This is a genomic window from Pseudomonas batumici (assembly GCF_000820515.1).
Classification (GTDB): Bacteria; Pseudomonadota; Gammaproteobacteria; order Pseudomonadales; family Pseudomonadaceae; genus Aquipseudomonas; species Aquipseudomonas batumici.
Window position 1 is genome coordinate 1 of the sequence record NZ_JXDG01000068.1, and the last position, 20645, is coordinate 20645.

Consider the following 20645-nt stretch of genomic DNA (forward strand, 5'->3'; position numbering starts at 1 on the left):
ACCACCCGGTCGCCCGGCATGATCAGGGCTTCGAGGGCGGCGACGATCTTGTCGGTCGGCAGCACCACACCATCGGCAAGGGCGCGCACCTGATCGAGACGCCGCTGCTTTTCGCCGCGCCGCCGCGTCCAGCGCGAATCGGGGGATATTGTTGTTGTCATGACCACTCCACGGGTTCGCTTTCGTGGAGTAGACAGTAGAAGTGAATCGGCAAAGCATCAATCAAGCCCACCGGCGGATCATTACGCTCAGGTTAATGGTTCTTTTGTGTGGTGGATTCGAATTATGTGGTGAGGGATTTATCCCCGCTGGGGCGCGAAGCAGCCCTCAAGCCAGCCTCCCCCAATGCAAACCGTTTGTCGGTTAATCGCTTCACCCTGTCAGTTCTGACAGTACCCAAACAACCGTCTCCAGCGCCTACTAAAAACCGCGCTGTGATCTCCAATGTCCGGCTCCACGGGCAGGGTCAAAAGCGCCAGTGACCGGAGAAACAAAGATGAAGAATCTGGATGACTTTACCGATTTCGAAAATAGAGAAAGGAACGGGTGGGAAAATGATATTGGATCTCTAGATGGGATACTCAAAACGGAAGAAGGCCCGAATACTTTCTGGTCGGGCAAGCTGGAATGGAGACCCACACACACGTTTATGCCCTCTCTCGCCAAGATGTTTACCCTGCCTGGCGGAGAGCAGGGGAAAGGGAATCTTGAGACATCCTTCAAATACCGCGTTCACCCGCCGGAGCCGGGGGAAGCAACAGAGATTTCGGTCACGGTTACAGATAACGTATCGCTGGGCCATAACAGTTTTTTTATAGATAAGCGTACTCCACACGGCAAGTGGCTCCAAAGTAGTACGATCACATTTCCCTACTCCGGTACCAGGGCCCATGTCTTGATCGGTACGCGTGGCGTGGATGGGACCGCTGTGTCCCGCAAGATAGACATCGATGACATCAAGGTTGTGCAAGTTCCCAATCAATAGAAAGTTGCGCCAGAGTCCGGGTTGTCAGGCCAACCCGGACTCCAGCACCAGCTGCTCCAACCCCAGCAGATCCGGCACCTTCGCCATCTGGTCGCCGACCTGCACCGCCGCCTTCTCCAACCGGCACAACGGCACATCGACAAAACTCAGCTGGCTGTCGAGCTTGTACGAACGCGGGATCCCCTGGATCACCAGCGCGATAAACTTCAATTCCGGCCGCCCACCCAGGGCATTGAGCACCACGATCCGCGCCCGATCCCCCACCGCCAGCGGACAGCCGCACGCCGCTTCGAAGCTGATCAGCGGCAATTGCCGATCGCGCCAGGTCACCTGCCGCAGGTACCACGGCGGCGCATCGCTCGCCGGCTCGCCGCGCTGGTAGTCGATCAACTCCGCCACCGCGACATTGGGCAACAGCAGGTAACGGTCCGCCAACGGCAGCATCAATCCCGTCAGGCTGCTGGTGCTGTGCTCATGCATGAGGCTGACTCCAATGGGCGATGCTTTCCAGCAGCGCCGACTCCTGGTACGGCTTGCCCAGGTACTCGTTGACACCAATGGCCATGGCCCGGTCGCGGTGTTTCTGACCGGTACGGGAGGTGATCATGATGATCGGCAAGTCCTTGAGACGCTCGTCGTTGCGGATCCGTGTCGCCACTTCGAAACCGTCCATGCGCGGCATTTCGATATCCAGCAGCATCAGGTCCGGGGTGTGCTCCTCCAGCAACGTCATGGCATCCACCCCATCCTTGGCCGTCAGCACGTTCATGCCGTTGCGCTCCAGCAGGCGGCTGGTGACCTTGCGCACCGTGACCGAGTCGTCCACCACCATGACCAGGGTCGGGCGCAACGGCGTGGCGTCCACGCCGACAGCACTGGACACCGACTGCACCGGTGCCCGCGCCAAGGCACCGCGCAGATGGGCCAGCAAGTCGAGAATCAGTACCACGCGACCGTCGCCGAGGATGGTCGCCCCCGACAGCCCCGGCACCGAGGCGAACTGCGGCCCCAGGCTCTTGACCACGATTTCCCGCGAGCCCGCCAGGGCATCCACTTGCAGCGCCACCCGCTGGTCGTTGCAGTGCACCAGCAAGACCGGCAGCGGCAGGCTCTGGCCGAGCAGTTTCGGCTTGCCCACGGTTTGCAGCAACTCACCGAGATAGCGCAGTTCGTAGGTCTGCCCGGCGTACTCGTAGCGCGGCGGATCGAGTTGGTAATAACTTTCCAGTTCGCCCGGCAACACCCGCACCAGCCCTTCGACGGTGTTCAGCGGCACCGCGTATTGTTCGTCGGCACATTGCACCATCAGCGCGCGGTTCACCGAAACACTGAACGGCAGGCGGATCTGGAAATGCACGCCCTGCCCGGGAATGGAGTCGATACGCATGGTGCCGCCCAGTTGCCGCACCTCTTCGTGAACCACGTCCATGCCCACGCCGCGCCCGGAAATCTGGGTAATCTTTTCCGCGGTGGAAAAGCCCGGTTGCAGGATGAACTGCAGCACGTCGCGATCACTGATCGGCATGTCCGGCTCCAGCAGCCCGCGCTTGATCGCCTTGCGCCGCACCGCTTCGAGCGGTACCCCGGCGCCGTCGTCGCGAATGTCGAAGACGATGTCGCCACCTTCGTGGGACAGGTCCAGGGTGATCAGCCCCTGCTCCGGCTTGCCGGCGGCGCGACGGCCTTCGGCATTTTCCAGGCCGTGGTCGACGGCGTTGCGCAACATGTGCTCCAGGGGTGCGACCATGCGCTCCAGCACATTGCGATCCATCTCGCCCTCGGCATTGCCGACCACGAAATCGACCTCCTTGCCCAACTCCCCCGCCACCTGCCGCACGACGCGCTTGAGACGCGGCACCAGACGCTCGAACGGCACCATGCGCGTGCGCATCAGGCCTTCCTGCAACTGGGTGTTGACCCGCGCCTGCTGCACCAGCAGGTTTTCCGCATCCTGGTTGCGCCCGGCCAGGGTCTCCTTGAGGTCCAGCAGGTCGGAGGCGGACTCGAACAAGGCCCGTGACAATTGCTGCAACTGGGAATGCCGGTCCATTTCCAGCGGGTCGAATTCCTCATAACCCAGGCGCTCGGCCTCCACCTGCTGACGGCTGAGGATACGGCCCTGGGTCTCGGTGTCGAGGCGGCGCAACTGGTCGCGCATACGCTCGATGGTGGTCTCCATTTCATTGAGCGCGACCCTGGCGTCATTGACCTGCTGCTCGATACGGCCGCGGAAGATCGAGGTTTCGCCCGCCAGGTTGACCAGCTCTTCGAGCACGTCCGCCGAGACCTTGATCATGTCCTGGGCCGCCCGATCGGCTTCCGCGACCGCCGGCGCCTCGGGTCTGGGCGGGACCGCCGGGGTCGTGTCCGGCAGCTTGACCGGCGACTGTCGGCCAAATGCCTGGATATCCTGGATCAGTGCATCGGCGGGCAGCACCGGCTGTTCGGCACGCACCGCATCGAGCATCTGCGCCAGGCGATCGTGGCCGGCCTGCAACAATTCGAACAGTTCAGGCCCCGGTTGCAGCCGGCCCGCCGACAGCCCTTCGTAGAGAAACTCCAGCTCATGGGCCAGGTCGCCGATCGGCACGATTTCCACCATGCGCGCGCTGCCCTTGAGGGTGTGCAGGTCACGCAGCAGGGTTTCCACTTCCTGGCGATTCGCAGGCTCGGCCTGCCAGCGCAGCAAGGCCGCGCCGGAGCTTTCGAGGATGTCGAAACCTTCTTCAAGGAAGATGTCCAGCAGTTCCGGGTCGCTGCCGGCGACGGCTGCCTCGACCGCTTCGCTCGCCTCCAGCGGCGCGCTGCTGCCCTGGCGGAACAGGCGCAGGCTCTCGATCAGCGCGCTCGGATCGCCCAGGGGTTGATGCTCCTGGAGCTGGTCCAGCAGGACGGCCAGGCGGTCATGGCTCTTCTGCAGCAGCAGCGCCAACTCGGGAGAATGGCTGAAGCGCCGGTCCACCAGCCCTTCATAAAGATTTTCCAGTTCGTGGGCCAGATCGCCCACCGGGCCGATCTCGGCCATCCGCGCGCCGCCCTTGAGGGTGTGCAAGTCCCGTTGCAGGGACAGCAGCGGCGCGGCGTTGTCCGGCTCGTCGAGCCAGCGCTGCAGGGCCAGCCCGGCACTGTCGAGGATATCCGCCGCCTCTTCGAGGAAGATCACGACGATTTCATCGTCCAGCTCCACGTCCTCCAGCAACTGACTGGCTTCGGCGGTGGCGGCACCCAGTTCGGCGATGCTCAGGGCACGGCTGCCGTCGGTCTTGATCAGGCCGGTGGCAGACGGGTCGAGGGCCTCGTCCAGCAGTTCGCGCAGCGCCTGGACCCGCGCCGGCTGCGCCTTGATCTCCTGGCCGGCGGCCAGCTCGTCGAACATGTTGAGCAAGGCTTCATGGGCGTTCTGCGCCTCATGGAAAAACCGCTCGCTGACCGCCAGGCTGCTTTCTTCGACGGCGCCGTACAGGTCGAGCAAGGCTTCGCAGAGTTCGTCCAGCGGATGCAGGTCGGCACTGTGGGCGCCCTGGCCGAGGGTGGTCAGTTCGTCCAGCAGGTCGTTGAGCTCCTGGCGCTCGCCGGGGTGCTGCTGCCAACGGCGCAGCAGGTTCTCCGCGTCCAGCAGGATATCCATGCCCTGGGCCAGGAAGTCGTTGATCAGTTGCGGGTCACGCTTGGTGCTGCTGGCCACGCTGAGCAGGGACTCCAGCCGGGCCGCGAGCAGGGCCTCGGCACGCGAGATCAGTTGCGCGGCGCCGTCGATGGCCGCCAGCGGGTCGTCCGCCAGTTGCTTCAACCCCTGGTGCAACAGGACCTCGGCTTCCAGCAGCAACTCCACCTCGTCCAGGTCCAGCGGCAACAGGTGGGCCTTGAATTCACGCACCAGGTGGTAAAACGGCGCCACCAGCTCGGCGATCGGCAGCACGCCCGCCACGTAGGCGCTGCCCTTGAGGGTGTGCAAGGCCCTTTGCAGTTCGTCGCTGGCGGCCAGCGGCAGGTGTTCGGTGGCCTCTGTGAGGAAGTGATTGAGGCTGTCCAGGTGCGTCTCGGCCTCGTTGCGGAAAATCTCCAGCAACTGCCGGTCGATGGACTCGTCCTCGGTTTCGCCCTGCGCCCCGCTCCCGGCCTCGCCCGCACTCGCCAGCTCATGGGCGCGGGCGGCCAACAGGTCGACATCGTCGCGCTGGCGCTGGGCATGTTCGGCGAACTCGCTGACCAGCTCCGGCAACACCTGCAGCACATCGTCAAGCAAGCGCTGGACCGGCTCGCCGGCCTCGACGCTGTGTTCGAGCACGCGGTTGAGCAGGTTCTCCACGGCCCAGGCCAGTTCGCCCAGCACCAGGGCCCGCACCATCCGCCCGCTGCCCTTGAGCGTGTGGAAAGCGCGACGCAACTCGGTCAGGGCCGATTTGCTCGCGGCATCCGCCACCCAGCGCGGCAGGTAGTCGCCCAACACATCGAGCACTTCCGCGCATTCTTCGAGGAAGACTTCGCGCAATTCTTCGTCCACCGGAGCCTCGTCGCCCGGTGGCGGCAGCAGGCTGCCCGGGACCTGGCGGGCCGGCGGATTGAGGACGGACACGGGATTGGCCAGGACATCGGCCAGGGACTGCGCCACCTGCGGATTGTCCAGGGCCTGCAAGCCCTGCATCACCAGGGCTTCGTTGGGGCTCAGGACCTCGTCGAGTACCGGCACATCCTGTTCGGCGGGCGTGTAGCCGAGGGCATCGAGGCTTTCCTCGGCCATGTCCAGCACCCGTTCCCCCGGGGCCTCGTGGTCCTCGCCGAGGCGTTCGAGGTAGTACTCGATACTGGTCAGGGCATCGGCCAGGCGGTCGAGCTGCTGCCAGGAAGGCGGTTGCGGGTCTTGCAGCAGATGATCGTGAATATAGCGATTGCAGGTTTCCAGCAGACCCGCGGCCCGGCCGAGGGGAATCATCGACAAGGCGCCACGGACCTGGGTCAGCAACTCGGGCAAGGGCTGCAGGCGCTCGCGGTCCCAGTCGGCATCGATGTACTCGATGATCAGGTCCTTGGCCTGTTGCAGGCAGATCCGCGACTCCTTGACCACCAACTGGTGGATCTGGGTCAGGTCGGTGGTGGGCAGGCGGCTTTCTTCGCGGCTTTCCGGTTCCACGGTGCCGATCATCCCGGCCAGGGTCGCCTCGACATAGAGCAAGGCCCCGGCCACGTCCATCAACACCGCGTCATTCGGTTCGCGCTGGCCCTGGACCAGGCCCAGGACCACCGCCGTCTGGTCGATGATGACCTTGCGCGGCTGGCCGAAGCCGAGCACCGCCAGGGTATCGGCGATCTGCCGCAAGGGCGCCAGCAGGCTGGACAACTCGTCGGTGTGCTGGCGGTCGCCGCGCACGAACAGGTCCAGCCGCTCCTTGACCCGCACCAGCTCCTCGCACAGCGCCGCGACCACCGAACGCATGGCATCGCGGCCCGGGCCGGCCAGGCGCGCCCGTTCCTCGTCGACCACGGCGGTGTCGGGCAGGGCCTCATCCAGGCCATAGCGCTCTTTCAGGACGAGCATCTGCGCCGTCGGCTGCCGCGCCTTGGCGATATAGAACAGCAGGCTCTTGAGCAATTCTTCCGGCGCCGGCTGGTTGATCCCGACGATGCCCTGCTCCAGCAGGCGCTTGAGTTCCTTGTCGGAGTCCTTGAGCAGGCTGCGCAGGGCCGGGCTGTTGGCGATGGCCCCGGCCAGCATGCCCTCGACCAGCGCCGAAGCGACTTGCCAGAGCGCCCCCAACGGCGCCTCCAGGCACAGGCTTTCCAGGCGGGCGAAGACCTTGGCCATGTAGCCGAGGTTGGTCTCGTCGTCCTGTTCGCGCAACAGACCGACCAGCGCGGTCTGCAGCATTTGCCGCAGCTTGCGCAACAGGGCCGGCAGTTCCGCCGGGGTCAATTGGGCAAGGCTCGCCTCGTCCAGTGGCGGCAGCTCCGGCAGGGTCGGGCTGAACAGGCTGGTTTCCGACAGCAGGCTTTCACCCCGGGCGCTGCGCAGGTCATTGAGCAGCGGCAGCACCACCAGCGGCAGGTCCCGCCGCGCACTGTGGACCCGGTCCAGGTACAGCGGCATCTGGCCGAGGGCCTGGCGCAACAGTTTCAGCGCTTCCGGCAGATCGACCACCCGCTCCTGTTGCACGGCCAGGGCCAGGGCTTCGGTTTCTTCGGCGAGCAGGGCCGCGCCGTAGAACTCGACCATCTGCAGGCTGCCATGGACCTGGTGAATGCACTCCAGGCATTCGGCGATGTCCTGGGCCGAATGCGTCGATTCATCGAAGGCATCCAGGGCCTGGCGCGCCTGTTTCAGGGTGTCGGCGATTTCGCCCTTGACCCATTCGAGGGCCACATAGTCGTGCTGATCGCTCATGACGACTCCACTAACGGGTTTCACGCGCATCGGGTGCCGCGGGCAAGGTAAAGCCGGAGACCGAACGCCGCAGCTGGCTGGCCATTTTCGCCAGGTTGCCGATGCTTTCGGCGGTGGCGGTCGAGCCGGACGAGGTCTGGGTGGTGATCTGCTGGATCACGTTCATGGTCAGCGAAATCTGTCCCGCCGACGAGGTCTGTTGCTGGGCCGCGTTGGAAATGCTCTGGATCAGCGCCGCCAGGGTCTTGGACACCCCTTCGATCTCTTCCAGGGCCACCCCGGCGTCCTGGGCCAGGCGGGCGCCGCGCACCACTTCGGTGGTGGTCTGCTCCATGGAGATCACCGCCTCGTTGGTGTCGGTCTGGATCGCCCGCACCAGGGTTTCGATCTGCCGGGTCGCCGCCGACGAACGCTCCGCCAGGCGCTGGACCTCGTCGGCCACCACCGCGAAACCGCGTCCGGCATCGCCGGCCATGGACGCCTGGATCGCCGCGTTGAGGGCCAGGATGTTGGTCTGGTCGGCAATGTCGTCGATCAGGCTGACGATGTCGCCGATTTCCTGGGAAGACTCGCCGAGACGCTTGATCCGCTTGGCGGTGTCCTGGATCTGTTCGCGAATGTTGTCCATACCGTGGATGGTGTTGTGCACCACCTCGTTGCCCTTGTTGGCGATCTCCACCGAGCGCTCGGCCACCGCCGACGACTCGGCGGCGTTGGCCGACACCTGGTCGATGGACTCGGCCATGTCGCTGATGGCGGTGGACGCCTCGGAAATCTGCTGGGCCTGGTGCTCGGAGGCCTCGGCCAGTTGCATGGCGGTGGCCTGGGTTTCCTGCACGGCGGCGGCGACCTGGCCGGCGGTGAGGTTGATGGTGGCCACCAGATCACGCAACTGGTCGACGGAATAGTTGATGGAGTCGGCAATGGTGCCGGTGAAGTCCTCGGTGACCGAAGCGGTCACGGTCAGGTCGCCGTCGGCCAGGTCCTCGATTTCATCCAGCAGGCGCATGATCGCGTGCTGGTTGCGCTCGTTCTTCTCGGCGGTCTCGTGCAACTGCCGATTGGTCTCGCGAACCATGACCAGGCCGATCAGGATGATCGAGGCCAGGGCCAGCAGGCCCAGGACATAACCGCCAATGGTGTCCAGGGAGCGCTCGCCGGCGAGGTTTTCAAACCCGTTGGCCAGGTGCGAGGCCTCGTCCAGCAGGGTTTGCGAGAGGCTGAAGATATTTCCGGCGGATTCGCGGACCTGGAACAGCTGCGGCGAGGTTTCGAGGATTTCATCCACCGAACCCGAGACGAATTCGAAGAGTTCGGCGATATCCCCCAGGCGGGCACGGGCGTCCTTGTCTTCGACCTGGGTGATTTTCAGCGCCGCATTGCCCTGCAGCATGCCGTTGAGGACCTGGCCGAAACGGGCGGCGTCGCGGCCGAAGGCATCGGCGGCCTGGGACGAGGTTTCGTCGCCGGCCAGCACCGTGTTCACCGCGCCGAGGATGCGCTCGGCGAGCAGCGACTGGCGCTGGGCCATGGCCACCTGCGCCGCCGGGGCGCCGCGCTGGAGGAGAATCTCCACGACTTTTTCGTATTCGACCTGCAACTGCGGCACGGTTTCGGCCAGGGTCGCGGCCACCTGGTGCAACGACAGCACGGTCTGTTCGCTGGCGAGGATGGCGTCGGTGTTCCTCAGCAGGTTTTCCCAGTCCTGCTGCACCGCATGCATTTCCGTGCGCACGGTGGCCGGCGCGGCGGGCAGGCCGGTGGCCGGATCGCCTTTCTTCAGGTAACCCCAGCGTTGGGCGAAATCGTTGCGCGCATCGCTCAACAACTTGAAGGCCGCGGCCTTGCCGGAAGCCGCTTCCGTGGCGTTCTTGGCGATGCGCTGGGACAGCACCCGCAACTCGCCGGCATGACTGATGTATTGCTTGTCGTAGGTGGCCTGGGTGTTCAGGTAGGCGAAGTTGGCGAACAGCAGCATGATGAACACGATCAGGGCGATAAACAGCACGATGATCTGCGAACGACTGCGCGAAGCCTCCAACGGTTTGCCGGTTTTAGCGTTTGTCATCGATCAGGCCCCTGCCTGTAAGGCCACATCCAGAAACCCCGGCGCCTGCGCCAGGGCAAACGGGCTGAACATCCACCAACTGCGTTCACGCTCGAAACGGCCCTGGACGAAGGGCGCCACGGTCGCATCCGGCGGTGGCAACGCAAGCCCCTGCTGCCCGCCCAGGGGAAAGTGCTGCAGGCCGGCCACTTCGTCCACCATCAGGCCGGCGAACACGTCCTTGTACTCCACCACCAACACCCGCCGCTGCTTGCGCAAGGCCGAGAGTTCCTGCCCGAAAAAACCGCACAGGTCCATGATCGGCAGCAAGCGTCCGCGCAGGTTGGCGACCCCCTTGACCCAGGGCTTGACCCCCGGCAACAGGGTGTAGCGCGGCTCGTGCAGGACTTCGCCGACTTCCCCCATGGGCGCCACGTACCAGTGCTCGCCGAGGCGAAAGCCGATACCGCTCCAGGTGTCCTGGCGCGCCTGTTGGGACGGCAGGTCGGCCGCCAGCAAGCGACAGCGCTGGTCGATTTCCAGCAGCAGCTGGAAGGCGGTCTGCGACGGGCTCATGGGCGCGGGCCGTCAGCCGGCGAGGACGCTGTTCAGGATCTTGATCAGGGTGTCTTCCTCCACCGGCTTGGTCAGGTAGTCGCGGGCGCCCTGGCGCGTGCCCCAGACCTTGTCGGTCTCCTGGTCCTTGGTGGTGATGATGATCACCGGGATGTGGCTGGTTTCACTGTCCTTGGTCAATTGCCGGGTGGCCTGGAAGCCATTGAGGCCCGGCATGACGATGTCCATCAACACCGCGTCGGGCTTTTCCTGGCGGGCCAGGGCCACGCCATCGGCACCGTTCTCGGCCTTGAGCACCTCGTGACCGTGCTTTTCCAGCATGCCGGTCAGTTTGTACATTTCAGTCGGCGAATCATCGACGATCAGGATACGTGCCATGGTGTTCCCCACTGCTTATAAGGCGGGCGGCCAACCGGCCCCCCGTCAATGTGCTTGTTCTACCGCCGCGAACCCCGGCACATGGGCCTTGATCGCGGCCAGCAGTTCTTCCTTGCTGAACGGTTTGGTCAAAAATTGATCGGAACCGACGATACGGCCCTTGGCCTTGTCGAACAGGCCGTCCTTGGAGGACAGCATGATCACCGGCGTGGACTTGAACGCACGATGGTTCTTGATCAGGGCGCAGGTCTGGTAGCCATCCAGGCGCGGCATCATGATATCGACGAAGATGATACCCGGATGATGATCGGCGATCTTGGCCAGCGCATCGAAGCCGTCGATGGCCGTGATCACCTCGCAACCCACGTGTTTCAGCAGCGTCTCGGCGGTTCGACGAATCGTCTTGGAGTCGTCGATGACCATCACTTTCAAGGCTGTGGAATGCTGTTCCATATCTGCTCTACCATCGCCACAGCGACTCGATTGACCGCACCGGAGCGGTTTTCGGGCGCGAAGCCCTTGATGTGTAAGCGCTTCAAGCGGCATGCGAGCCTTTTTAGCACAGTCTCGGGATGCAATCTATCAAGCGCCCCCAGCCCCGTCCGGACAGTCGGTTTTTCCTTGACCGCGAATCGGTGTAGCGCCACTCTGACGCCACTTTTTCAAGCCATTGCGGCCATCAAGGCCCATAGAGGATATAGCCCATGAGCGTTCGTCTCGGGATTGTCATGGACCCCATCGCCAACATTTCCTATAAGAAGGACAGCTCCCTGGCGATGCTGCTGGCCGCCCAGGCACGCGGCTGGACCCTGTTCTACATGGAACAGCAGGACCTGTACCAGGATGCCGGCGTGGCGCGGGCGCGCATGCGTCCGCTGAAAGTGTTCGCCAACCCCGAGCACTGGTTCGAACTGGAAGCCGAGACCGACACGGTCCTGAGTGACCTGGACGTGATCCTGATGCGCAAGGATCCGCCCTTCGACATGGAATTCGTCTACTCCACCTACCTGCTGGAACAGGCCGAGCGCGCCGGGGTGCTGGTGGTCAACAAGCCGCAGAGCCTGCGCGACTGCAACGAAAAGCTGTTCGCTACCCAGTTCCCGCAGTGCACGCCGGCCACCCTGGTCAGCCGTCGCGCCGATGTGTTGCGCGAATTTGCCGCCAAGCACGGTGACGTGATCCTCAAGCCGCTGGACGGCATGGGCGGGACCTCGATCTTCCGTCACCGGGTCGGCGATCCGAACCTGTCGGTGATCCTCGAGACCCTGACCGCCCTGGGCAGCCAGCAGATCATGGCCCAGGCCTACCTGCCGGGCATCAAGGACGGCGACAAGCGCATCCTGATGGTCGACGGCGAGCCGGTGCCGTATTGCCTGGCGCGGATCCCGGCCGTCGGTGAAACCCGCGGCAACCTGGCGGCCGGTGGGCGTGGCGAAGCCCGTCCGCTGACCGAGCGCGACCGCTGGATCGCCGCCCAGGTCGGCCCGACCTTGCGCGAGAAAGGCCTGCTGTTCGTCGGCCTGGACGTGATCGGCGAGCACCTGACGGAAATCAACGTCACCAGCCCGACCTGCATCCGCGAGATCGACAACGCCTTTGGCACCAACATCGCAGGCCTGCTGATGGATGCCATTGAGCGCAAGCTGCAAGCCCGTTGATGTAGAACAGCCGAGAAAAAACCAACATTGCGTTATCATGCCGGGCTCACGATACATGCGATGTTGGTTTTCCGGTCATGACGCTTCCCGTCGATCTGCCTCCCGAACTCTCCCGCGCCGGCGTACGCCCGGCGGATCGGCTCGGCTTCACGCTTTTCCTGGCGGCGCTGATCCACCTGGCGCTGCTCCTCGGCGTCGGGTTCACCTTCGTCGAGCCCAAGCAGATCAGCAAGACCCTGGAAATCACCCTGTCCACCTTCAAGAGCCCGAAGCCTCCCGAGAAGGCCGACTTCCTCGCCCAGGACAACCAGCAAGGCAGCGGCACCCTGGATAAAAAGGCGATTCCCAAGACCACCGAGGTCGCGCCGTTCCAGGACAACACCATCAACCAGGTCACCCCGCCGCCACCGGCGAAGCAGGAAGTGAAGGAAGCGGCACCGAAGGCGGTGGTCACCACCGTGGCGCCGAAACCGAAGAAAGCCGTGATCAAGCATGAACAGGTCAAGACCGAGGCGCCCCCTCAGGAGCCGGCGCCGACGTTCGACAGCTCGCAGCTGTCCAGCGACATCGCCAGCCTGGAAGCGGAACTGGCCAAGGAACAGCAGCTGTACGCCAAGCGGCCGCGTATTCATCGCTTGAACGCCGCCTCGACCATGCGCGACAAGGGCGCCTGGTACAAGGATGAATGGCGCAAGAAGGTCGAGCGCATCGGCAACCTCAATTATCCCGAGGAAGCCCGTCGCCAGCAGATCTACGGCAATTTGCGCCTGATGGTCTCGATCAACCGCGACGGCTCGCTGTATGAAGTGCTGGTGCTGGAGTCCTCCGGACAACCGCTGCTGGACCAGGCGGCACAGCGGATCGTCCGGCTGGCGGCACCGTTCGCGCCCTTTACCGGAGATCTGTCGGACATCGACCGCCTGGAGATCATCCGCACCTGGCGCTTTGCCCGGGGCGACAAGCTTTCCAGCAATTGAATAGCACCTACAACGCTTGTCAGCTCGCCCGCCCACGGCCACACTAGGGCTCATGAAAAACCTCACCCCGACGTACCTCAAGCATCACTTCCTGATCGCCATGCCGCACATGGCCGACCCGAACTTCGCGCAGACCGTCACTTATATAGTCGAACACAGCGCGAACGGTGCCATGGGGCTGGTGATCAACCGCCCGCAATCGCTGAACCTGGCTGATATCCTCGAGCAACTGCGCCCGGACATCGAGTCGCCGGCCCTCTGCCAACATGTGCCGATCTATGCCGGCGGCCCGGTGCAGACCGACCGCGGCTTTGTCCTGCACCCCATCGGCAAGACCTACCAGGCCACCGTCGAACTGGAAGGCGTGGCGCTGTCCACCTCCCAGGACGTGCTGTTCGCCATTGCCGACGGCGACGGTCCGTCCCGCAGCCTGATCGCCCTGGGCTACGCCGGCTGGGAAGCCGGCCAACTGGAAGCGGAACTGGCCGACAATGCCTGGCTGACCTGCCCGTTCTCCGCGGACATCCTCTTCGAAACCGACAGCGACGCACGCCTGGCCGCCGCCGCCGCGCACCTGGGCATCAACCTCAGCCTGCTCACCAGCCAGGCGGGTCACGCCTGATGGCCGCCATCCGCCTGCTGCTGGGTTTCGACTACGGCACCAAACAGATCGGCGTCGCCGTCGGCCAGATGATCACCGGCCAGGCCCGCGAGCTGTGTACCCTCAAGGCGCAGAACGGCATCCCCGACTGGAACCAGGTCGAAGCCCTGATCAAGGAGTGGAAACCCGACGCCGTGGTGGTCGGCCTGCCGTTGAACATGGACGGCACGCCCAGCGACATGTGCGCCCGGGCGGAGAAGTTCGCCCGCCGGCTCAACGGTCGCTACAACCTGCCGTTCTTCACCCAGGACGAACGCCTGACCACCTTCGAAGCCAAGGGCGAACGCATGGCCCGCGGCGGGCAGAAAGGCACCTATCGCGACAACCCGGTGGACGCCATCGCCGCCAAGCTGCTGCTGCAAAGCTGGATCGAAGAACACCCGATGCCCGCCGAAGCCTGAAAACCGGCGGTGCCCGAACGTTTCGCCCTCGCCTTGATTCCCCGCAAGGGCCCTTGAAGGAGCAACCATGAGCCTGCCCAATCCCGCCGACCTGATCAGCCAGATGGCCGTCGATCTCAACGCCCACCTGAGCAAGCGCGCCATTGCCGAGCCACGCTTCATCGGCATCCGTACCGGCGGTGTGTGGGTGGCCCAGGCGCTGCTCAAGGCCCTGGGCAGCGCCGCGCCCCTGGGGACCCTGGATGTCTCCTTCTACCGCGACGACTTCAGCCAGAACGGCCTGCACCCGCAGGTGCGCCCGTCCGAGCTGCCGTTCGAGATCGAAGGCCAGCACCTGGTCCTGATCGACGACGTGCTGATGAGCGGCCGGACCGTCCGCGCCGCCCTCAACGAACTCTTCGACTACGGCCGCCCGGCCAGCGTGACGCTGGTCAGCCTGCTGGACCTCGATGCCGCCGAATTGCCGATCCGTCCCGATGTGGTCGGCGCAACACTGTCGCTGGCTCCCTCGGAACGGGTAAAATTGTCCGGCCCCGCGCCGCTCCAACTCGAACTTCAAGACCTCGCCCTTTAAGAGTCCCTTGCGATGACGCCTCTAGACGCCAAGCGCCCGCTGCAGCTCAATGATCAGGGCCAGCTACGCCACTTCCTGTCCCTCGACGGCCTGCGCCGCGAGCTGCTGACCGAAATCCTCGACACCGCCGACTCGTTCCTCGAAGTCGGCGCCCGGGCCGTGAAGAAAGTCCCGTTGCTGCGCGGCAAGACCGTGTGCAACGTGTTCTTCGAGAACTCCACCCGTACTCGCACCACCTTCGAGATGGCCGCCCAACGGCTGTCGGCGGACGTGATCACGTTGAACGTGTCCACCTCCTCGGCGAGCAAGGGTGAAACCCTGCTCGACACCCTGCGCAACCTCGAGGCCATGGCCGCCGACATGTTCGTCGTGCGTCACGGCGACTCCGGCGCCGCGCACTTCATCGCCGAACACGTCTGCCCGCAGGTGGCGATCATCAACGGCGGCGACGGCCGCCACGCGCACCCGACCCAGGGCATGCTCGACATGCTGACCATCCGCCGGCACAAGGGCGGTTTCGAGAACCTCTCGGTGGCCATCGTCGGCGACATCCTGCATTCGCGGGTGGCGCGCTCGAACATGCTGGCGCTCAAGACCCTCGGCTGCCCGGACATCCGCGTGATCGCGCCGAAGACCTTGTTGCCGATCGGCATCGAGCAATACGGGGTGAAGGTCTACACCGACCTGGCCGAAGGCCTGAAGGACGTCGACGTGGTGATCATGCTGCGCCTGCAGCGTGAACGCATGACCGGCGGCCTGCTGCCCAGCGAAGGCGAGTTCTATCGCCTGTTCGGCCTGACCACCGCCCGCCTGGCCGGCGCCAAGCCGGATGCCATCGTCATGCACCCGGGCCCGATCAACCGTGGCGTGGAGATCGAATCGGCGGTGGCCGACGGTCCTCGCTCGGTCATCCTCAACCAAGTGACCTACGGCATCGCCGTACGCATGGCCGTGCTGTCCATGGCCATGAGCGGGCAAACCGCCCAGCGCCAATTCGAGCAGGAGAACGCCCAGTGAAACTCAGCATACTTGGCGCCCGCGTCATCGATCCGAGCAGCGGCCTGGATCAAGTGACCGATCTGCACCTCGAAGCCGGCAAGCTCGTTGCCATCGGCGCCGCCCCGACGGGTTTCGCCGCCGTTGACGTCATCGACGCCAAGGGCCTGGTGGCCGCGCCCGGCCTGGTGGACCTGAACGTATCCCTGCGCGAGCCGGGCTACAGCCGCAAGGGCAGTATCGCCAGCGAAACCCGCGCGGCGGCGGCCGGCGGCGTCACCAGCCTGTGCTGCCCACCACGGACCAAGCCGGTGCTGGACACCTCGGCGGTGGCCGAGCTGATCCTCGACCGCGCCCGCGAGGCCGGTAACACCAAGGTGTTCCCCATCGGCGCCCTGAGCAAGGCCCTGGAAGGCGAGCAACTGGCCGAACTGGTGGCCTTGCGCGATGCCGGTTGCGTGGCGTTCGGCAACGGCCTGGAGAGTTTCCGCAACACCCGCACCCTGTGCCGGGCGCTGGAATATGCCGCGACGTTCGACCTGACGGTGATTTTCCACTCCCAGGACCATGACCTGGCCCAGGGCGGCCTGGCCCATGAAGGGGCGACCGCCAGCTTCCTCGGCTTGCCGGGGATTCCGGAAACCGCCGAGACCGTGGCCCTGGCCCGGGACCTGCTGCTGGTGGAGCAGAGTGGCGTGCGCGCGCACTTCAGCCAGTTGACCAGCGCCCGCGGTGTCGCCCTGATCGCCCAGGCCCAGGCCCGTGGCCTGCCGGTGACCGCCGATGTCGCGCTGTACCAGCTGATCCTGACCGACGAAGCGCTGATCGACTTCTCCAGCCTCTATCACGTGCAACCGCCGCTGCGCACCCGCGCCGACCGCGACGGTCTGCGCGCGGCGGTGAAGTCCGGGGTGGTGAGTGCCATCTCCAGCCATCATCAACCCCATGAGCGGGATGCCAAGCTGGCGCCGTTCGGCGAGACCGAGCCGGGCATCAGCAGCGTCGAACTGCTGCTGCCGCTGGCCTTGAGCCTGGTGGAAGATGGCCTGCTGGACCTGCCGACCCTGTTGGCGCGCCTGAGCGCAGGCCCCGCCGAGGCCCTGCGCCTGCCAGCGGGCAAGCTGGCGGTCGGTGCAGCGGCGGATCTGGTGCTATTCGATCCGGGCACCTCGACCGTGGCCGGCGAACGCTGGCTGTCCAAGGGCGAGAACTGCCCGTTCATCGGCCATGCGTTGCCGGGGGCGGTGCGTTATACGCTGATGGATGGGCGGATCACCCACCAGGCCTGATCCCCCTCCCCTACAGGGCACTGTTTTCACTTAAGACCGAACACGGTCCCTGTAGGAGCTGGCTTGCCAGCGATGAGGTCCTTGAGTCTGGCGGTGCCCATGCGGACGCCATCGCCGGCAAGCCAGCTCCTACAGAGGGGGAGCGGGTTCAGCCCCGCCCGCTGTTCTTCAGCGACACCTGGTCATTCAGCGTCCAGAAGTCATACAGCACCCCCAGCCCCAACAACCCGCCCGTCACCAGGTAGAGCAAGCCGGTCAGCCATTTGCCCATGTACATCCGGTGCACGCCCAGCAAGCCCAGGAACGTCAGCAGCAACCAGGCGACGTTGTAGTCCAGCGGCCCCGCCGTGAATCGAAGGTCGGCTTCCCGATCCATGCCCGGAATCAGGAACACGTCGATCAACCAGCCGATCCCGAACACCCCGAAGGTAAAAAACCAGATCGTCCCGGTGATCGGCTTGCCGTAATAGAAACGGTGCGAACCGGTAAAACCAAAAATCCACAGCAAATACCCGAGTAAAACGTTGTGAGTATTAACCGGGGTGCCGTCTTGCCGATAGGTGTTCATCAACGCCTTCTCCGAGCCCGATAGATAAATTTTTCGTAATTTCGTGTGACTTTTTTACTGTCTCAAAACATGTAACAAACCCTTGCCAAAAATCGCTGAAAGCCTTGTGGGGCCTGACTTTCACGTGACCCATGGGTCGAATTTCGCAGCCGTTTGCCACTTTAACCCCCTGTATTGAATCGACAAACGGGCCCGAAAGTGACCAAAAAGCTGTTATAAAGTTGCGCGATTACCTACAGAGCCCTGCCTGATGCGACCATTTTTAAAGACATGGCTAACCATTTGCCTATTACTGCCACTGGCCGCCCACGCCACCAACCGTGAGCAACGTCTTCCTTCTGTCAACGGTCACACTGCCAAATCACCGGTTTCCGTTGCCCATGCTACCGATCTGGACGCCCCTGTCGTCAAACGCCCTGGCAAGCACGGCAGCCACGGTAAAGCTCATCATAGCGTCGTTGCCGTCAATCCGGCGGCGCCGAACGCCAAGCAGAGCAGCACCGTGCTCAGCCGCGCCGTGAACGTGCTGGGTACACCGTATCGCTGGGGCGGCAGCAGCCCGAGCAAGGGCTTCGATTGCAGCGGCCTGGTCAAGTATGCCTTCAACGGTGTAGCACCCGGTGATCTGCCGCGCACCTCCAATGCCATGGCCGCCGGCCACGGGCAGAAAGTCGCGCGCAAGGATCTCAAGCCCGGCGACCTGTTGTTCTTCACGATCAAGAGCCGCAAGGTCAACCACGTGGCCATCTACCTGGGCAACGACCGCTTCATCCATGCGCCGCGCCGCGGCAAGTCGGTGACCATCGATACGCTGCAAAAGCCGTACTGGGACAGCCACTACGTGATTGCCAAGCGCGTGATCCCGAAAGAGCAGATGCGGGTCGTTCAGCGCTGATCCCTTATGGTGAGCGGGCTTGCCCGCTCACCATAAAACCCTCCTGCCCGCTCACGCCGGCCCCAGGCTCAAATTATCCGCCCCCTTGCCTCTCGCGCCCTTCTCCAGCTTGATCATCAACCGCAAGTCATTGGCCGAGTCCGCGTACGCCAGGGCGTCGTCGTAGCTGATCGCCCCTTCCTGATGCAACGCATACAGCGCCTGATCCAACGTCTGCATCCCCTGTTCGGTCGAGCGCTTCATCAGCGCCTTGAGCTCCTTGATCTCGCCCTTGCGAATCAGGTCGGCCATCAGTGGCGTATTCAGCAACACTTCCACCACCGCTCGCCGCCCCTGGCCATCCTGGGTCGGAATCAGTTGCTGGGCGACAATCGCCCGCAGGTTGAGTGACAGCTCCATCCAGATCTGCGGATGCAGATCCACGGGAAAGAAGTTGATGATCCGCTCCAGCGCCTGGTCGGCATTCGGCGCATGCAGGGTCGCCAGGCACAGGTGCCCGGTTTCCGCGAAGGCCAGGGCGTGGCCCATGATTTCCCGGGTACGTATTTCGCCGATCATGATCAGGTCCGGGGCCTGGCGCAGGGTGTTTTTCAGCGCGATCTCGTAGGAGTCGGTATCGATCCCCACTTCCCGCTGGGTCACGATGCAGTTCTGGTGTTCGTGGACGAACTCGATGGGGTCCTCGACCGTGACGATATGACCGCTGCCCTGCTGGTTGCGGTGACCGATCATCGCCGCCAGGGAGGTCGACTTGCCGGCCCCGGTCGCCCCGACGAGCATCACCAGCCCGCGCTTGAGCAGCGCCAGTTGCTCGAGGATCGGCGGCAGTTTCAGTTCGGCCAGCCCGGGAATCCGTGTCTCGATGCGCCGCAGCACCATGCCCGGTTGGCTGCGCTGGTAGAAGGCGCTGACCCGAAAGCGGCCGATGCCCTTGGGATGGATGGCGAAATTGCATTCGTGCAGATGGGCGAAGTCCAGCTTCTGACGCTCGTTCATCAGCCCGAACACCGCGTCCTGGGTCTGCTCGTGGGTCAGCGGCGTACGGGTCACCGGCAGGATCTGGCCGTTGACCTTCAGCGACGGCGGCAGACCCGGGGTGATGAACAGGTCGGAACCGCCCTTCTCCACCATCAGGCGCAGCAGTTTCTCGAATTCCATGAGCTTCTCCGCGTCGAATCAGGCACACGTCTGAGTGACAGCGTAGAAGCTCATGGGGTTCGTGTTAGAAGTTGTCCGGGATCTTCGCCTTCTCCCGGGCGTTGTCGCGGGTGATCAGGCCCTTGGTCAGCAGGTCCTTGAGGCACATGTCCAGGGTCTGCATGCCCAGCGAGCCACCGGTCTGGATCGAGGAATACATCTGCGCCACCTTGTCCTCGCGGATCAGGTTACGGATCGCCGGCGTGCCGAGCATGATCTCGTGGGCCGCGATGCGCCCGCCGCCGACTTTCTTCAGCAGGCTCTGGGAAATCACCGCCTGCAGGGATTCGGAGAGCATCGAGCGGACCATGGACTTCTCTTGCGCTGGAAACACGTCCACCACCCGGTCGATGGTCTTGGCCGCCGAGGTGGTGTGCAGCGTGCCGAACACCAGGTGGCCGGTTTCGGCGGCGGTGAGGGCCAGGCGGATGGTTTCCAGGTCGCGCATCTCACCCACCAGGATCACGTCCGGGTCCTCACGCAGGGCCGAACGCAGGGCAGCGGCGAAACTCTGGGTGTCGCGGTGCACTTCACGCTGGTTGACCAGGCACTTCTTCGATTCGTGAACGAACTCGATCGGGTCCTCGATGGTCAGGATATGGTGATGCTTGTTGTTGTTCAGGTGGTCGATCATCGCCGCCAGGGTGGTGGACTTGCCCGAACCGGTCGGCCCGGTCACCAGCACCAGCCCGCGCGGCACCTCGGTGATCTTGCGGAACACCTCGCCCATGCCCAGGTCGCTCATGGTCAGGACTTTCGAGGGGATGGTGCGGAACACCGCGCCCGAACCGCGGTTGTGGTTGAAGGCGTTGACCCGGAAGCGCGCCACGCCCGGCACCTCGAAGGAGAAGTCGGTTTCCAGGAACTCCTCGTAGTCCTTGCGCTGACGGTCGTTCATGATGTCGTAGATCAGGTCGTGGACTTGCTTGTGGTCCAGCGCCGGCAGGTTGATCCGCCGCACATCGCCGTCAACCCGGATCATCGGCGGCAGGCCCGCCGAGAGGTGCAAGTCCGACGCGCCCTGTTTGGCGCTAAAGGCCAGCAGCTCGGTGATATCCATGAGG

At 64.2% G+C, this 20645-nt stretch carries 19 protein-coding genes; 9 read left to right on the plus strand and 10 right to left on the minus strand.

All coding sequences use genetic code 11. The annotated features are described in order from the left end of the window. Positions 1-161 (minus strand): malonate decarboxylase subunit alpha (locus UCMB321_RS30850; RefSeq protein ID WP_157016067.1); only part of this gene is annotated, 161 nt, incomplete at its 3' end. Positions 162-496: 335 nt separating this feature from the next. Here UCMB321_RS30850 and UCMB321_RS25580 point away from each other — a divergent pair. Next, positions 497-985, plus strand: coding sequence for a hypothetical protein (locus UCMB321_RS25580; protein WP_040071466.1), 489 nt, complete (start codon positions 497-499; stop codon positions 983-985). A gap of 24 nt (positions 986-1009) precedes the next feature. Here UCMB321_RS25580 and UCMB321_RS25585 read toward each other — a convergent pair whose 3' ends face one another. The 6 genes from UCMB321_RS25585 to pilG are packed head-to-tail and all read right to left on the minus strand — an operon-like array spanning position 1010 to position 10818. Continuing rightward, the gene (locus UCMB321_RS25585) at positions 1010-1465 is read right to left on the minus strand and encodes a chemotaxis protein CheW (protein ID WP_040071467.1); all 456 of its coding nucleotides are present in this window, start codon (positions 1463-1465) and stop codon (positions 1010-1012) included. Further along, entirely contained in the window at positions 1458-7364 is a 5907-nt protein-coding gene (locus UCMB321_RS25590; protein WP_040071468.1) for a hybrid sensor histidine kinase/response regulator, read from the minus strand. Before UCMB321_RS25590 ends, UCMB321_RS25585 begins: the two co-directional genes overlap by 8 nt. Before the next feature lie 10 nt (positions 7365-7374). Next, positions 7375-9432: a methyl-accepting chemotaxis protein gene (locus tag UCMB321_RS25595; RefSeq protein ID WP_040071469.1), complete on the minus strand. Its 2058-nt coding sequence runs from the start codon at positions 9430-9432 to the stop codon at positions 7375-7377. Positions 9433-9435: 3 nt separating this feature from the next. After that, positions 9436-9987, minus strand: coding sequence for a chemotaxis protein CheW (locus UCMB321_RS25600; protein WP_040071470.1), 552 nt, complete (start codon positions 9985-9987; stop codon positions 9436-9438). A gap of 12 nt (positions 9988-9999) precedes the next feature. After that, positions 10000-10365, minus strand: a complete 366-nt coding sequence (gene pilH / locus UCMB321_RS25605; RefSeq protein WP_040071471.1) for a twitching motility response regulator PilH — start codon at positions 10363-10365, stop codon at positions 10000-10002. Between the two features lie 45 nt (positions 10366-10410). After that, complete coding sequence (gene pilG / locus UCMB321_RS25610) at positions 10411-10818, minus strand: twitching motility response regulator PilG (RefSeq protein WP_040071472.1); 408 nt, start codon at positions 10816-10818, stop codon at positions 10411-10413. A 251-nt stretch (positions 10819-11069) separates the two neighbouring features. Here pilG and gshB point away from each other — a divergent pair, with 251 nt between their 5' ends. The 7 genes from gshB to UCMB321_RS25645 all read left to right on the plus strand — a co-directional run bounded on the left by gshB (position 11070) and on the right by UCMB321_RS25645 (position 16921). Then, positions 11070-12023 (plus strand): glutathione synthase, encoded by a 954-nt coding sequence (gshB, locus tag UCMB321_RS25615; RefSeq protein ID WP_040071473.1) that lies wholly within the window; start codon positions 11070-11072, stop codon positions 12021-12023. A gap of 77 nt (positions 12024-12100) precedes the next feature. Beyond that, entirely contained in the window at positions 12101-13000 is a 900-nt protein-coding gene (locus UCMB321_RS25620) for an energy transducer TonB (RefSeq protein WP_040071474.1), read from the plus strand. Positions 13001-13052: 52 nt separating this feature from the next. Next, the gene (locus UCMB321_RS25625) at positions 13053-13622 is read left to right on the plus strand and encodes a YqgE/AlgH family protein (RefSeq protein WP_040071475.1); all 570 of its coding nucleotides are present in this window, start codon (positions 13053-13055) and stop codon (positions 13620-13622) included. Next, complete coding sequence (gene ruvX, locus UCMB321_RS25630; RefSeq protein WP_040071477.1) at positions 13622-14062, plus strand: Holliday junction resolvase RuvX; 441 nt, start codon at positions 13622-13624, stop codon at positions 14060-14062. The genes UCMB321_RS25625 and ruvX overlap by 1 nt, the downstream gene beginning before the upstream one ends. A 67-nt stretch (positions 14063-14129) precedes the next feature. After that, entirely contained in the window at positions 14130-14636 is a 507-nt protein-coding gene (pyrR, locus tag UCMB321_RS25635) for a bifunctional pyr operon transcriptional regulator/uracil phosphoribosyltransferase PyrR (RefSeq protein WP_040071478.1), read from the plus strand. 12 nt (positions 14637-14648) lie between these two features. After that, on the plus strand, positions 14649-15653 hold the full coding sequence (locus UCMB321_RS25640) for an aspartate carbamoyltransferase catalytic subunit (RefSeq protein WP_040071479.1): 1005 nt from the start codon (positions 14649-14651) through the stop codon (positions 15651-15653). Further along, complete coding sequence (locus UCMB321_RS25645; RefSeq protein ID WP_040071480.1) at positions 15650-16921, plus strand: dihydroorotase; 1272 nt, start codon at positions 15650-15652, stop codon at positions 16919-16921. The genes UCMB321_RS25640 and UCMB321_RS25645 overlap by 4 nt, the downstream gene beginning before the upstream one ends. Positions 16922-17069: 148 nt before the next feature. On the opposite strand, the gene UCMB321_RS25650 is transcribed toward UCMB321_RS25645, so the two are convergent. Then, positions 17070-17489, minus strand: coding sequence for a TM2 domain-containing protein (locus UCMB321_RS25650; protein WP_040071481.1), 420 nt, complete (start codon positions 17487-17489; stop codon positions 17070-17072). A 250-nt stretch (positions 17490-17739) separates the two neighbouring features. Between UCMB321_RS25650 and UCMB321_RS25655 the strand changes: the two genes are divergently transcribed. After that, a complete protein-coding gene (locus UCMB321_RS25655; RefSeq protein ID WP_040071482.1) occupies positions 17740-18384 on the plus strand; it encodes a C40 family peptidase in 645 nt (214 codons plus the stop codon). 51 nt (positions 18385-18435) lie between these two features. On the opposite strand, the gene UCMB321_RS25660 is transcribed toward UCMB321_RS25655, so the two are convergent. Both UCMB321_RS25660 and UCMB321_RS25665 read right to left on the minus strand, forming a co-directional pair. Then, positions 18436-19542: a PilT/PilU family type 4a pilus ATPase gene (locus UCMB321_RS25660; protein WP_040071483.1), complete on the minus strand. Its 1107-nt coding sequence runs from the start codon at positions 19540-19542 to the stop codon at positions 18436-18438. 64 nt (positions 19543-19606) lie between these two features. Then, positions 19607-20641, minus strand: coding sequence for a type IV pilus twitching motility protein PilT (locus UCMB321_RS25665; protein ID WP_040071484.1), 1035 nt, complete (start codon positions 20639-20641; stop codon positions 19607-19609). Positions 20642-20645 lie beyond the last annotated feature (4 nt).

Bases quoted from the DNA above. Each gene is read 5' to 3' on its own strand.
- pyrR (WP_040071478.1), top strand. From the start codon at position 14,130: ATGAGCCTGCCCAATCCCGCCGACCTGATCAGCCAGATGGCCGTCGAT.
- UCMB321_RS25665 (WP_040071484.1), bottom strand. From the start codon at position 20,641: ATGGATATCACCGAGCTGCTGGCCTTTAGCGCCAAACAGGGCGCGTCG.
- ruvX (WP_040071477.1), top strand. From the start codon at position 13,622: ATGGCCGCCATCCGCCTGCTGCTGGGTTTCGACTACGGCACCAAACAG.
- UCMB321_RS25640 (WP_040071479.1), top strand. From the start codon at position 14,649: ATGACGCCTCTAGACGCCAAGCGCCCGCTGCAGCTCAATGATCAGGGC.
- gshB (WP_040071473.1), top strand. From the start codon at position 11,070: ATGAGCGTTCGTCTCGGGATTGTCATGGACCCCATCGCCAACATTTCC.
- pilG (WP_040071472.1), bottom strand. From the start codon at position 10,818: ATGGAACAGCATTCCACAGCCTTGAAAGTGATGGTCATCGACGACTCC.
- UCMB321_RS25580 (WP_040071466.1), top strand. From the start codon at position 497: ATGAAGAATCTGGATGACTTTACCGATTTCGAAAATAGAGAAAGGAAC.
- UCMB321_RS25660 (WP_040071483.1), bottom strand. From the start codon at position 19,542: ATGGAATTCGAGAAACTGCTGCGCCTGATGGTGGAGAAGGGCGGTTCC.
- UCMB321_RS25600 (WP_040071470.1), bottom strand. From the start codon at position 9,987: ATGAGCCCGTCGCAGACCGCCTTCCAGCTGCTGCTGGAAATCGACCAG.
- UCMB321_RS25590 (WP_040071468.1), bottom strand. From the start codon at position 7,364: ATGAGCGATCAGCACGACTATGTGGCCCTCGAATGGGTCAAGGGCGAA.
- UCMB321_RS25655 (WP_040071482.1), top strand. From the start codon at position 17,740: ATGCGACCATTTTTAAAGACATGGCTAACCATTTGCCTATTACTGCCA.
- UCMB321_RS25620 (WP_040071474.1), top strand. From the start codon at position 12,101: ATGACGCTTCCCGTCGATCTGCCTCCCGAACTCTCCCGCGCCGGCGTA.
- UCMB321_RS25650 (WP_040071481.1), bottom strand. From the start codon at position 17,489: ATGAACACCTATCGGCAAGACGGCACCCCGGTTAATACTCACAACGTT.
- UCMB321_RS25625 (WP_040071475.1), top strand. From the start codon at position 13,053: ATGAAAAACCTCACCCCGACGTACCTCAAGCATCACTTCCTGATCGCC.
- pilH (WP_040071471.1), bottom strand. From the start codon at position 10,365: ATGGCACGTATCCTGATCGTCGATGATTCGCCGACTGAAATGTACAAA.
- UCMB321_RS25595 (WP_040071469.1), bottom strand. From the start codon at position 9,432: ATGACAAACGCTAAAACCGGCAAACCGTTGGAGGCTTCGCGCAGTCGT.
- UCMB321_RS25585 (WP_040071467.1), bottom strand. From the start codon at position 1,465: ATGCATGAGCACAGCACCAGCAGCCTGACGGGATTGATGCTGCCGTTG.